This window comes from Dehalococcoidia bacterium (assembly GCA_041653995.1).
Classification (GTDB): Bacteria; Chloroflexota; Dehalococcoidia; order GIF9; family UBA5629; genus CAIMUM01.
In genome coordinates, this window is record JBAZEK010000001.1 from 744,454 (window position 1) to 757,233 (window position 12,780).

The 12,780-nt window shown below is 58.4% G+C and carries 14 protein-coding genes and 1 pseudogene; 8 read left to right on the forward strand and 7 right to left on the reverse strand.

From position 1 onward, the window contains the following. Positions 1-53 precede the first annotated feature (53 nt). The 4 genes and pseudogenes from WC359_03625 to WC359_03640 all read right to left on the reverse strand — a co-directional run bounded on the left by WC359_03625 (position 54) and on the right by WC359_03640 (position 2,706). A pseudogene (locus WC359_03625) lies at positions 54-149 on the reverse strand (integrase core domain-containing protein). Between the two features lie 326 nt (positions 150-475). Continuing rightward, positions 476-1,114: a J domain-containing protein gene (locus tag WC359_03630; GenBank protein MFA5399506.1), complete on the reverse strand. Its 639-nt coding sequence runs from the start codon at positions 1,112-1,114 to the stop codon at positions 476-478. Between the two features lie 3 nt (positions 1,115-1,117). Beyond that, positions 1,118-1,366: a hypothetical protein gene (locus WC359_03635; protein MFA5399507.1), complete on the reverse strand. Its 249-nt coding sequence runs from the start codon at positions 1,364-1,366 to the stop codon at positions 1,118-1,120. Positions 1,367-1,380: 14 nt separating this feature from the next. Further along, positions 1,381-2,706, reverse strand: coding sequence for an ATP-binding protein (locus WC359_03640; protein MFA5399508.1), 1,326 nt, complete (start codon positions 2,704-2,706; stop codon positions 1,381-1,383). A 122-nt stretch (positions 2,707-2,828) separates the two neighbouring features. On the opposite strand from WC359_03640, the gene WC359_03645 reads away from it, so the two are divergent. Genes WC359_03645 through msrA form a run of 4 tightly spaced genes read left to right on the forward strand, consistent with a single transcriptional unit; the run spans position 2,829 to position 4,863 of the window. After that, positions 2,829-3,821, forward strand: coding sequence for a WYL domain-containing transcriptional regulator (locus WC359_03645; GenBank protein MFA5399509.1), 993 nt, complete (start codon positions 2,829-2,831; stop codon positions 3,819-3,821). A gap of 33 nt (positions 3,822-3,854) precedes the next feature. Then, a complete protein-coding gene (locus WC359_03650; protein MFA5399510.1) occupies positions 3,855-4,064 on the forward strand; it encodes a type II toxin-antitoxin system HicB family antitoxin in 210 nt (69 codons plus the stop codon). Further along, on the forward strand, positions 4,064-4,288 hold the full coding sequence (locus WC359_03655; GenBank protein MFA5399511.1) for a type II toxin-antitoxin system HicA family toxin: 225 nt from the start codon (positions 4,064-4,066) through the stop codon (positions 4,286-4,288). The genes WC359_03650 and WC359_03655 overlap by 1 nt, the downstream gene beginning before the upstream one ends. Positions 4,289-4,323: 35 nt before the next feature. Next, entirely contained in the window at positions 4,324-4,863 is a 540-nt protein-coding gene (msrA, locus tag WC359_03660) for a peptide-methionine (S)-S-oxide reductase MsrA (GenBank protein ID MFA5399512.1), read from the forward strand. A gap of 140 nt (positions 4,864-5,003) precedes the next feature. Here the strand turns inward: msrA and WC359_03665 are convergent, their stop codons facing one another. Both WC359_03665 and WC359_03670 read right to left on the reverse strand, forming a co-directional pair. Continuing rightward, positions 5,004-5,642 (reverse strand): corrinoid protein, encoded by a 639-nt coding sequence (locus WC359_03665; GenBank protein MFA5399513.1) that lies wholly within the window; start codon positions 5,640-5,642, stop codon positions 5,004-5,006. A gap of 17 nt (positions 5,643-5,659) precedes the next feature. Then, on the reverse strand, positions 5,660-6,829 hold the full coding sequence (locus tag WC359_03670) for a uroporphyrinogen decarboxylase family protein (protein MFA5399514.1): 1,170 nt from the start codon (positions 6,827-6,829) through the stop codon (positions 5,660-5,662). Positions 6,830-7,227: 398 nt separating this feature from the next. On the opposite strand from WC359_03670, the gene WC359_03675 reads away from it, so the two are divergent. After that, positions 7,228-9,066: a hypothetical protein gene (locus tag WC359_03675; GenBank protein MFA5399515.1), complete on the forward strand. Its 1,839-nt coding sequence runs from the start codon at positions 7,228-7,230 to the stop codon at positions 9,064-9,066. A 16-nt stretch (positions 9,067-9,082) separates the two neighbouring features. Here the strand turns inward: WC359_03675 and WC359_03680 are convergent, their stop codons facing one another. Continuing rightward, positions 9,083-9,601: a C-GCAxxG-C-C family protein gene (locus tag WC359_03680; GenBank protein ID MFA5399516.1), complete on the reverse strand. Its 519-nt coding sequence runs from the start codon at positions 9,599-9,601 to the stop codon at positions 9,083-9,085. 99 nt (positions 9,602-9,700) lie between these two features. Here WC359_03680 and WC359_03685 point away from each other — a divergent pair, with 99 nt between their 5' ends. The 3 genes from WC359_03685 to WC359_03695 all read left to right on the forward strand — a co-directional run bounded on the left by WC359_03685 (position 9,701) and on the right by WC359_03695 (position 12,766). Continuing rightward, positions 9,701-10,774, forward strand: a complete 1,074-nt coding sequence (locus WC359_03685; GenBank protein ID MFA5399517.1) for an STAS domain-containing protein — start codon at positions 9,701-9,703, stop codon at positions 10,772-10,774. A 14-nt stretch (positions 10,775-10,788) separates the two neighbouring features. After that, a complete protein-coding gene (locus WC359_03690) occupies positions 10,789-12,216 on the forward strand; it encodes an NAD(P)/FAD-dependent oxidoreductase (protein ID MFA5399518.1) in 1,428 nt (475 codons plus the stop codon). A gap of 142 nt (positions 12,217-12,358) precedes the next feature. Next, a complete protein-coding gene (locus tag WC359_03695; GenBank protein MFA5399519.1) occupies positions 12,359-12,766 on the forward strand; it encodes a hypothetical protein in 408 nt (135 codons plus the stop codon). Positions 12,767-12,780 lie beyond the last annotated feature (14 nt).

Here is a 12,780-nt window from a genome sequence, read left to right on the forward strand (position 1 = left end):
CTGTATGCCCCGACTTCGGTGTAATACTTGCACTAATCCTCAATAATCTCCATGGCATGTTTGAGATTGACAAACCAATTAGTATTCAAACACTCATCACATAGTCTGCCATTGAAGCTCTAAGCATAGACATTCTCCATTGGCCGACCCGTTACTGAAACTATTGTACGGTGCACTATCGTTCGTCCCCAACCACCCCCTTAACATTCCGCAATAATCGTCACAAGGAAACACCCAACTCCATTTATTGAGTGCCGCGACATATCCTTTACCTTTACCTGTCAGGATGCTGTCCACCACTGCAATAGTCAGAACAATGTCATCAGCGAATACGTATCCCGGGCTAAACAACGGGAAGCCCTCTTCCTTAATACTTTGGGATTCATAGGCCGACCCGATGCTGTCACCGGAAATGGCTCCGATCATTGATATCAACCTCCCTGTTGCAGTTTACCATATGTGAATGATGCAGGGCTTATGATGCTGTTAATGCCCTGACAACAGCAATAATTGCCACTACTGTGATAAAGACCACGGATAGCACCAGCACTATCGCGCCCAATATGCACAGGCTGGAGGTGATGCAGAAGCCGGCGCCGACCTTTACGGCCGTCCACCTGTTCTCAATCCTACTCAGCCCGCGCGTCTTGATGGACGCGTAGCAGGCGGTGAAGAGAATAAAGAGGCCAGCCAGGGCGTACCATAGGCCGAAGGGCAACAGCATCAGACCCAAGCCCAGCGGTATGCTGGTGAAAAGCGCAACCCGCTGCCAGGCCAGGGAAGGCCAGGGCAGTATGCCTTCGCCGGGAGATTTGCGTGATGGTGGTGAAGTCGGTGGGGGAGTGGACGGCCTCGATCCGTCATAGGCATACCGCTTATCTCCCTCTTCAGCCCGCTGCCGACGGTAAAGGTCGTAGTCCACCTTCCTAAGTGGGTCGGACAGCACCTCCCAGGCCTCATTGATATCCTTCATGCGCTGCGCGGAGCCGCCGGCATCAGGATGGTGCTTGCGCGCAAGAGCCGTGTAGGCGGCCTTGACCACCTCCTGCTCGGCGCCGGGGCTCACACTCAGCACGTCGTAGTAGTCCTTCCAGTTAAGCTCGTACTGTTGCATGCGTCATACCTGCACCAAACCGCTGCCGCCGCAGACGTGACAGCGCTTCTGTTTCTCGAATCCCGGCGAGCCAGCCTCCTCTTTTCCCGATCCGCCGCAGCGGTTGCACCACCTGTCCCCCGGATCCATCTTCACCATGCCCGTGCCGCCGCAGACTCCGCAATCATGAGGCTTGCTGAATGCGCCGTAATGCCCCTGCTCGCCGGTCCCTCCACATCCCCTGCAGTTGACCACCTTGCTCTGATCTTTCATGTGACCCTCCTCGATTATTTATAGTAGATATCTTCCTTCTTGAACCCGATGGGTTCGCTGTTCCTGCGGCTGATACGCCGCAGGACGCCGTCCACCTCCTCCCTGCTGAAACTGCAGCCCTTCCTGACGCCATATAGATTCTTGCCCTGTATCACCAGCCCGTAGATCACCTCCTGCACCTGCGCCGGCGTGTAGCCCTCGGTCCTGCATACCACGTGCTCCTGCACCGCCGGGTCGAGCGGTATCCTTTTGCACAGGTTATGCACGATCTCGCGGCGCAACTCCCTGCCGGGCGGACACATGGTGATGACGCGGTCGAAACGCGAGGGACGCCGGCTGAGGGCGTCGTCCAGCGCCTCGACGTAGTTAGTGGTGGCGATGGTCACGACCTCGCTACATTCCTTTACGCCGTCCAATATGTCCAGCAACTCGTTGAGCGCTTCCCCGCGGGCACCCGGACCTCCCCTGCTCTCCCCTATCAGGTCGATGTCCTCTAAAAATACGATGGCGGGCCTGAGGTCTCCCGCAATATCGTATAACTCCCGCATATAGCGGGCGTGCACCAGCAGCGCGGGGTCGGCCGCCAGACAGGTGATACCCGGACTGTTGCTCATCAGCACCTTCGAGACCAGCGTCTTGCCCGTGCCCGGCCTGCCCGCCAGTATCAGTCCCCGCTTGCGCGGTATACCGTATCTGGCCAGCTCCCTGCTCCGCTTGAGGAAACCAACGGTGTTGGCAACAAGCTCCTCCTTAAGCTCGGACTGCAGCGCCAAGTCATCCCAGCCCCTGGCGCCCGTCTGCAGGAACTGGAAGCCGCCGTTGTACTTTATCTTCTGCCCACGGTAAAGCTCCCTCCGGCGAACTACTACGTCGACGCCCGCGGCGAAGTTATGCGCCTCCCGCTTATCGGCAAGCCGCCCCTCCACCGACACCCAGGCGCGCTCGCCGTGACGGCTGCATTTGATGCGCACCGACAGCCGCGTCGCACCACGAACGAGCAGCAGACGCCCGCAGGCCAGCACACCGATGCACCTGCCGGGTCCCGCCTGGACCTCATTGTAGTCCGGCTTCGACTCCCTGTCCGGCCCTAAAACCCTGACCACCTTCCAGCCGCCGGACTTCACCTGCTCCTTCAAGGCCAGCGCCAGCAGGTCATCGTAATAATGCTCCACCACCACCGGCAGCTCGACCCTGCGCCCGACACCAAGGAAGCTATCCACTGGGTCGGACCCTTTTAAATGTCTATTCCGCCCGCCGGTTTCGGCGCCGGGCGCATCCTCATCATCGTCATCACCCACACACTCAAACATATCGTACATATGGCCGCGGTCCATTTTCATGACTTATACCCCTTTTCCATAGCCTGTGATGATAATCTACAACGGGGACGGGACAGCTATCTGTCACTCCGGCTAAAGGCGCCTGTGGTATAATTTCGAGCGTATCACGCAAGGGGTAAGCAGTGAGGGAGAACAAGCGGGACAGGCTGGCGCGGCTGAGTAAGGTGGAACACATACTCTACCAGTGCCCGGAGGGACTGACCGTGGGCGCCATAGCGGAGAAATGCGGGGTGTGCGCACGCACCGCGCGGCGCGACCTCGAGGCGCTGGAATCAATCGGCGTCCCCGTCTGGGAGGATGGCGCCAGGCGCGGGATCGAGCCGGGATACTTCCTGCCCCCCATCTCATTCACACTTCCCGAGGCCATGACCATATTCCTGGCGGCCCGGCTGATGCTGGCCTACTCCAACACCTATAACCCCAATATCGACTCCACCTTCGTCAAGCTCAACTCCGCCGTGCCCGCGCCGCTGCGGGACCAGGTGAGGCGCACCATCGACTGGATGCAGAAGCTGCAACGAGACGACCGCCTGCGCCGCATCATGGACGCGCTGACCCACGCCTGGATCAACGGGCGCAGGGTTAAGATGACCTACCAAGCGCTGGGACGCCCGCAGGCCGGACAAAGGGTGATCGAGCCCTATTTCATCCAGCCCGCCACCTTCGAGCACGCAAACTACCTGATCGCCTACTGCCACCAGGCGCGCAGGGTGCGCACCTTCAAGATCGACCGCATCATCGATATCGCGCTGCTGGACGAACACTACTCCATACCCGCGGACTTCGACGCCAATAAATTCCTGGCCCCGGCCTGGGGCATCACGCTCAACGGAAGTCCGGTCAAGGTACGTCTCAGGTTTGACCCGGAGATCGCGCGCATCGCAGCCGAGACGCGCTGGCACCCCTCACAGTCCGTCAAGATGCAGCAGGACGGATCGGCCGAGGTCGGCTTCATGGTGCCGGTCAGCGACGAGTTCGTCTCGTTCGTGCTGCGCTGGGGAGATAAGGTGGAGGCGCTGCAGCCGGCAGCGCTGCGCAAAAAGGTCGCGGACGCCGCGCGCCGCATGATGCGTATGTACGAGACTACTATGAGCGCAGACAGAAAGCTGTTATAATTCTAATCAGCTAAATATAACCGGAGACAGTATATGAGATTTACCATCACTCTGGAAAAGGACGAAGACGGTTACATTATCGCCAGTTGCCCTGCCCTGCAGGGTTGTCATTCCCAGGGAAAAACTAAAGAGGAAGCATTGTCTAACGTACAGGAAGCCATCAAGGGATATATTGCCAGTATGCGAAAGCATGGCGAGAAGATACCGGTTACAGAGACTGAAGAGGTAGAGGTCGGTGTATAGTGGGCAAGCTCCCAGCAATTTCTGGGGACGAATTCGTCAAAGCGGTTAACCATATCGGGTATAGCTGGGATCATACGGAGGGAAGCCATATGATCCTGATAAATGAGAATGGGCGCAGGGTGGCTGTACCAAGACACAAGGAACTGGGACCAGGGTTACTGCGCAAATTGATTCGAGATATTGGGTTGACAAGGGATGCGTTCATCGAGCTTCTTAAGAAATAGTTCAGCATTGAAATTAACCTCTTTCCCCTATTGACATGGTGAGCAAAACTGAAACTGCGATCTTCGGCGGGGGATGCTTCTGGTGCACTGAGGCCGTCTTCTCCGAACTTAAAGGCGTATTAAAGGTTATGCCGGGGTACACGGGCGGACGCTCCGATAACCCGACCTACCAGCAGGTCTGCGGCGGCAACACCGGACACGTCGAGGCCGCCAGGATCGAGTACGACCCGGAGCTGATCAGCTACACCGACCTGCTGGAGGTCTTCTTCTATACACACGACCCGACCACGCCCAACCGCCAGGGCAACGACGTCGGCGAACAATACCACTCCACCATTTTCTACGCGGACGATGCGCAAAAGGAACTGACCGAAAAGTATATCGAAAAACTGAACGAGTCCGGGGAGTTCCGCGCACCCATCGTCACCACGCTGAGGCCGCTAACTAAATTCTACGAGGCCGAGGACTACCACCAGAGGTATTATGAGAACAACGCTGCACAGCCGTACTGCCGGGCGATCATAGCGCCCAAGATGAGCAAGTTCAGGGCGAAGTTTAAGAACGCTTTGAAATAACTCGGTGGATTTAGTAGAAGACATGGTAATAAGATCGTTTTCCGTTTTGTTTACAGCAGATTGCCGCGGCCTTCGGCCTCGCAATGACGAGAGAAAAACGGTCGCAATGACAGGGGTGCGGAAGCGCTCGCAATGACGAATTAAACAAAGCTCTCGCAGAGGTAGACCGCCGCCATCGCATCTTCTCCGTGGCCGTCGCAGCCCATCTCCCTGGCCAGGACCGGCGTAGTGCAGGCGCCGCCGATGATAACCTTCACCTGGTCCCGCAGCCCGGCCTTCGCGATCTCCTCCACCGTGGACCGCATGGATACAATCATGGGCGTGAGCAGCATCGACAACCCCACGATCTTCGCCTTGTGCTCGCGCACCGCATCGACGATGCGCTGGGGGGCGACGTCGGACCCCAGGTCGATCACCTCAAAACCGGAGGCGTTGAGCATCATGCCCACCAGGCTCTTGCCCAGGTCATGAATATCCCCCTTGACGGTCGCCAGCACCACCGTGCCCTTGCCCTGCACGTCGGTTTTGGCCAGCAGGGGCTCCAGCGGCGCCAGCCCGGCTTTCATCACCTCTCCCGCCAGCAACAGCTCGGTCAGGAAATATTCGCCGCTTTGATATTTATCGCCCACTATCCTCATGCCGGCGCTCAGGCCGTCGTTCAGCACAACCCGTGGGTCGGCGCCCGCCTTCAGCGCAGCGCTCACCTCACCGGCCACCGCATCGATATCCAGGCTGACAACCGTATCCAGCACACCTTTTATGGCATCACGTTCATTCATCGCTCACCTCGCCTCTATCAGGCTAAATTAAGGGGGTAGACCCCGTAACGGTGGGTATCTTCAATCATCCAGCGCGTGTTTCCGACCTTTACCGCGTTGTGCGAGTTGGTCATGGCCATGATGTACCCGCCGTCCATGGCGGCGGCCTTCAGTTGGGCCTTGACCGCCGCCTCCACCTCCTCCCTCGTGCCCTCGCTCAGCACATGGGAGATGTCCATGTTACCTAAGATGCACATGCGCTTCCCCAGCCGCTTTTTCACGTCCGCAATATCTATGCCGGCCGTCGGCTCCAGCGAGTGCACGCCGTCGAAGCCCCAGCCCGCGAACATCTCCAGCAGCAGGTTTACGTTGCCGCAGGAATGTACGATGATTTTGATGCCGCGCCTGTGGGCCTCCTCGCAGAGCCTGCGCAGGCTGGGCCCGAAAAACTCGTCCAGCACGCGCGGCGGCATCTGCGGGCCGCTCTTGTGGCCCATGTCGTCGGAATAGATGAAGGCCGGCATGCCCGCGTCGGCCGTGGCGTTGATGGTCGCCAGGTAGATCGTCTCGTAGTATTTCACCATTTTCCGCACGAAGTCGGGGTTGCGGCGCAGGGTCACGGCGAAGTTTGCCAGGCCCATCGACTGGGAGGCGGACTCCCACAGCCCGGAGAACAGGCTGCCCATCAGATAGATTTTGTCGCCGTAGCGCTTCTGCAGGTCGGCGAATACACGGTAGATGGTCTTGTAAAATTTATCGGGATCGGGATGATGCCAGGCCTCCCACAGCTCCGGCGTGGTCAGCAACCCCTCCCGGTACATGGGCGTGTCCACGTTTCCATCCGGGTCGGCCACCAGGTCGTACAGCTTGCCCCAGATGTCGGTGGACTGACGGTTGCCCCTCAAATTGAAAATGGACGAGTACATCAGCCAGGAGCAGTCGTAGCCCAGGGCGATGTCGGCCTCCAGCTTCTTACCCATGAATTTCTCGGTCTCGCTGGTCATCCAGCCGATACGGTTGATCAGCGGGGCGGCGAGCTTGAACAGCGCCCCTGTCACCCCCTCCCGGATCATGCTCAACGGGAGGGCCCCGTCCTTATTGCCCAGGATCTCGTAAATCTGGTTTTGCTCCTCGGTGCATGAAAAGATGGGCACGCGGTCAGGCACTCCCAGGTTTAATGCGGTTGCGGTACGCTCGTGGCTGTTCATAGGCTACTCCTACCTCCCTGATTTCCCCTTTTGAATTATGAACCTGTAGGTATTTAGACCCGGCACTGATGGTATCCGTTTGCCCGCTGACTGTCAATGAGCTCGTCATTGCGAGAGTAGCTTATTCTGTTCGTCATTGCGAGGAGCGTAGCGACGAAGCAATCTTGTGCGTGATCGCGGGTACACAGGATTGCCGCGCCCTTCGGGCTCGCAATGACGGGGGATGAAGTTCCGGTACACCGGATTGCCGCGCTTCCTGCCACGCCTTCGGCTCGCAGCTTCACCTCACCGCAATGACGAATCGGCTGCGTTTTGCATTTGACCTTCAAATCGACTTGCTGTAACCTGTTATAGTCAGGACACTTCGTTCACCTGTACTCATTTCCAGGAGGTGGCAGATGATGAAGCCGGCATTCCGGACGTTTCTCCCCATCTTCATGGCCCTGGTGATGATCCCCCTTGCATGCTCCCAGCCTTCCGCAATTTCCCCCAATCAGACAGCTTCCCAGTCCCCACCCCAGATCGAAATACCTGCAGACAAAGGACTGGTGTCTTCGTCCACCCAACCACCCGACTGCAAAATATGGTTCAGGTGCTGGGGATCGGGCATCTGCATGATGAATACGGACGGGACGGATTACCGGTGCTTCCAGACACCGGCCGAATGGTATTCCTGGTCACCCGACGGCAGCATGATCGTGTATCAGAGCAATGTGGACGGGAACGCCGAGCTATATGTGATGAACTCGGACGGCGCCAATCCCAACCGCATCACCCGTAATACCGACAAGGATGTCGAGCCTTCCTGGTCTCCCGACGGGAGCAAAATAGCCTTCGCCTCGGACCGCGACGGCAACTACGAGATCTACACGGTCAATCACGACGGTAGCAACCCCGTGCGATTGACCAATGATGACGCCGGCGACCGCGAGCCGAGCTGGTCCCCCGACAGCAGCCGGATCGCGTTCTCTTCAGACAGGGGCGGCAAAGATACACATATCTACACTATGAATGCCGACGGCAGCGACGTGCAGCCCGTGAACCAAAAACTTAACTACGCCTGTCAGCCCCGATGGTCGCCCGACGGCACGAAAATCATGTGCCAGGTGTCAGGCTGGATCTACAGCATGAATACGGACGGGACAAACCTGAAGACACTTGCCGGAGCACGGGCTACACGGGGCGTGGTTAACACGGACGCCTCGTGGTCTCCCTGCGGCAAGTGGATCGCCTTTATCACGAGTACATTCTCCAAAGACCGCACCAAATTAAGCTATAAGATCAATATAGCCAACGCAGACGGTGAAGAGACTATGACATTATACGAGACCGATGACATAGTGGAAGAGCCCGAATGGTCCCCCGTCTCGCGCACCGTCCTCGCAAGCGTTCCTTCACAGGCAGCCTCACCGGCCGGCTCCTTTCCCGGGACCAAACAAATCGCCTATGTGTCAAAGAACAAAGGTACCATCTACCGGAACATCTTCACTGCTCCCGAAAATGGAATGGACACTCCCGTGCAGCTTACCAGGTATGAACACGATAACGTCGATCCTGCCTGGTCACCCGACGGGCGGCAGATCGCCTTCTCCTCCAAACGCGACGGCGACTTCGAGCTTTTCACCATGGACGCCGACGGCAATAACCAGGCACAGCTTACTGTAAACAGCGCCAGCGACGGGGCGCCGGCCTGGTCGCCGGACGGCAAAAAAATAGCCTTCCACTCCTGGCGCGACAACGACTGGGAGATCTATACCTTCAGCTCAGAGGACGGCTGGAATGAACAGACCAGGCTGACCGATTCGGAAGAGCAGGATACCAATCCCTGCTGGTCGCCGGACGGTAAACAAATAGCCTTCATGAGCATGCGCGACGGCAACTGGGAGATATACCGCATGAACGCCGACGGCAGCGGCCAGGTCAACTTGACCAACACTCCCACGGACGAGGGGTCGCCCGCATGGTCTCCGGACGGCAAATATATTGCTTTCGATTCAATACGCGACAATAACTGGGATATATACCGCATGGACGCCAACGGCAGCAACCAGATAAACCTCACCAACGATCCGGGAGCCGATTATACGCCCTCCTGGTCGCCGGACGGTAAACAAATAGCTTTCATGAGCACGCGCGACGGCAATAAGGAAATCTATATCATGAACGCCGACGGCAGCAACCAGACAAACTTCACTCAGAACCAGGTGGACGACACCGATCCCTGCTGGCAACCGTGAGCGGCTACATTTAAATTCAGCCTTTGGCGGCGTCCTTCTCGCGCTGGTCCAGTATCAACTCGACCGCCATTGAAGCGACCTCCCCGGCCAGCGAGGAGCACCTCTCCAGCACGCCGGCCTTGAGTGCCGCCTCCAGGTCCTCGGAGTTGATCAGATTGAAGAAACGTCCGTAGAATTTCACCTGCAGATCGTGGCAGCGGCATGTGCCATAAATGCCGTTGAACCTGTTCTCAAGCTCCCGGCAGATCAAAAGCGCCTTCATCATCTTGCCGCGGCGGTGGAACTCCTCCTTCTTACGCCCGTAAAGATAGCTGATGGCCAGCACGGCGCCGGACAGCGCCCCGCAGTGTCCGTCACCCGTCAACCCGATGCCGTCGGCGAAACCGGTGGCGGCGCGGAATACGTCCTCGTTCTCAACGCCCAGCGCCTCGGTCACGCCCGCGAATACGCTTTGCGCGCAGTTGCCGTTCTCAAACTCGTATTTCTTGGCCAGCGCAAATGCCCTGTCTTTGATCTCCTGCCTCGATTCATCCATATCTCAACTCCTTAATTACACCGCTACATTATAATCTTACCATCCCTGCGACGGCACCTTGCCTTGCCATCCACCCGACACTATACTGTGATTAGCAGTATGAAAGTTGTGGACGTCGGGCAGGACATCGCAATCATCTCCCCGACGGGGGACATCTCTGCTGCCGTGGAGCAGGAGATCGACGGCCTGTTGGCCGTGAACACTAAAGACACGACCATACTGGATTTCCATTCCGCCTCATCCCTGAACAACACCGCGCTCAGCATGCTGGTACGCCTGCACAATTCCACCAGGCACGGGGGACAACGCCTGATCGCCGCCGGTCTGAACAGCCATATGCTCGACGTTTTCCGGCTGGCACGCCTGGACGAAGGCATACCCTGCTACGACGACATCGCCACAGCCCTGCAAAAGGCAGGTTATAGCGGACAACCGCCGCCGGAATTACTGAGTAAAGCCCCGTCAACCGAAACATCTGCGGCCGACCGCTGGGCTAAACCGGTACCCAGGCTGAGCGTCAAACCCATGCCCGGGGAGGCGGTGAACCTCAACGTCAGCAGACGCCGTGTGGCCGGGCCCATGCAGGGGTTCGGACAGCTCTGGCAGAAAACATATCGCATCTCTCTGCCGGGCAACATATCTCCCGAACAGGCTATTGCAATACTCAAAGAGAATTTCACCGGATTCCAGCCCCCGGCCAACCGTTTCTTCCCTCCGCCGGAAGGCATCAGTCCGGGCGAGGTGATCCTGATCAACGCCGATACGCCGGGCGGACTGGTGGTCACGGGCGTGATGGTGCTCTACACCGGACCCGAAAGCTTCACCTTCATCACACCCCAGGGTCATCCCGAGGCGGGATGGGTTACCTTCTCGTCCTTCAAAGAAGGTGACTCAACCATCGTGCAGATACAGGGACTGGCGCGGGCCGGCGACCCCGTATACGAACTGGCCTTCCGCATCGCAGGCTCAAAGCTGCAGCAGGGCATCTGGACCCACGTGCTGCAGTCCATGCTCAAACATCTGAATGTCGACGGACAGGTGCAGGTGACGCCCGTGTGCCTGGACACCCGTCTCCAATGGGGACGCTTTTTCAACGTCTTCCTCAACGCACAGATACTCACCATGCTCTACATGCCGGTACTGCTCTGCCGGAGACTATTCAAAAAGTTATAGAATCGGACTCGTTAATGAAATCAACCGGCAGCGATAACTCGCAGGTCTATGTGGTCGGCTCGGGCCCCAACGGCCTGGCGGCCGCCATCACCCTGGCCAAGGCCGGGTTAAAGGTTAGCGTGATCGAAGGCAACTCCTCCATCGGCGGCGGAGCGCGCTCGGCGGAGCTGACGCTGCCCGGCTTCACGCATGACACGGGCTCCGCGGTACACCCCATGGCCGCCATCTCTCCCTTTTTCAAATCCCTGCGGCTTGCAGACCATGGTTTAATATGGATACAGCAACCTGCGGCGCTGGCACACCCCATGGACGACGGCTCCTGCGCTCTGCTCCAGAGATCGATACTCGATACTTCGGCTACCCTGGGAAAAGACGCCCCCGGATACAGACAGCTGATCAGGCCGCTGATGGAAGACAGGGAAAACCTGCTGCCGGACCTGCTGGGCAGGATGCGCCGGCCTCAGCACCCCGTCTCACTGGCCCGCTTCGGGCTCAATGCCATGCAGTCCGCCCTATTCCTGGCGCACCGTTTCCAGTCGGAACGCACGCGTGGCTTCATCGCAGGGCTGTGCGCCCACGCGATACTTCCCCTGGACGAATGGCCCGGCGCCGCCTACGGACTGGCGCTGGCGCTGGCCGGGCACGCCGCCGGCTGGCCTATACCGAAAAGAGGTTCCGGCAGCATCAGCGCCGCGCTGGCCTCGCATCTTAAATCCAATGGCGGGACGGTAACCACGGGTAAATTCATCAATAGCCTGGACGATCTGCCGCAGGACGCCACCGTCATGTGGGACATCACACCTGCACAGCTGCTAAGAATAAAAGGCCTCAACCTGCCGGACGGCTACCGAAAGTCGCTCAGGGCATACCGCTACGGCCCGGGCGTTTTCAAGATCGACTGGGCTCTGAGCGAGCCCATCCCCTGGAAGGCCCGCGAATGCAAGCTGGCCGGCACGGTTCACCTGGGCGGCACATTCGAGGAGATAGCGCTGTCGGAAAGCTGCGCCTGGCGCTGCGAGAGCGCGCCGAAACCCTTCGTGCTGCTGGTCCAGCCCAGCCTCTTCGATCCCTCGCGCGCACCCGCAGGCAAACATACCGCCTGGGCCTACTGCCATGTGTCCAACGGCTTCGACGGCGATATGACCGGCGCCATCGAGGCGCAGGTGGAGCGCTTCGCGCCCGGCTTCCGCGAGATAATACTGGCGCGCCACACGGCCGGGCCGTCCGATCTGGAAAAGGATAATCCCAACCTGGTGGGAGGCGATATCAGCGGCGGCGCCCAGACGCTGTGGCAGATCTTCGCCCGCCCCGCGCTACTGCGCGATCCTTATAAAATACCGGGCGCAAATATGTATCTCTGCTCCTCCTCCACACCTCCCGGCGCCGGAGTGCACGGCATGTGCGGAGTCCACGCCGCCGCATCCTGCCTGAAAAATATGTGATCGGCAGTCAGTCCCACGCCGCTATCTCAACCCGGCTTAACTCGAACGGCAATAGTAGCTGAACCGGAATGTATGCTACAATCAAACGAGCGGACGAAGACATCGGACCAATTAATAGTTTCCGCGACAGGAAGGTGAAGAAATGATCGAAAAAGTGCACACCCATATAATCGCGGAACTCGAGCAGAACACCAAGACGGACATCATATTCATACTCGCTTCTATTCTTCTCAACCTGATCACACTGGCCGTCAACTCAGGCGTGGCCAGCTCCGGCGACAAGGATGCCACGCAGTGGATCGTCTTCTTCACCTTCATCGTCCTGGTGATCGTGATCAACCTGGTGGCGGAGATCGGCATCATCAAGGGCAAGCAGAACAGGCAAAAGCTGATAGACGGCCTGCTTAAGATGTACAAAGACCAGGGAGTGGACGGCTACTACGACCCGTCGTTGCTCGGTAATTACAACATGCGCTACAACCTCTTCATGCTGGTAGTGCTCGTCACCGGACTGGTGGCCATTATCGTCCCGGTGCTGCTGCTGTTGTAATCTATTAACCGCGC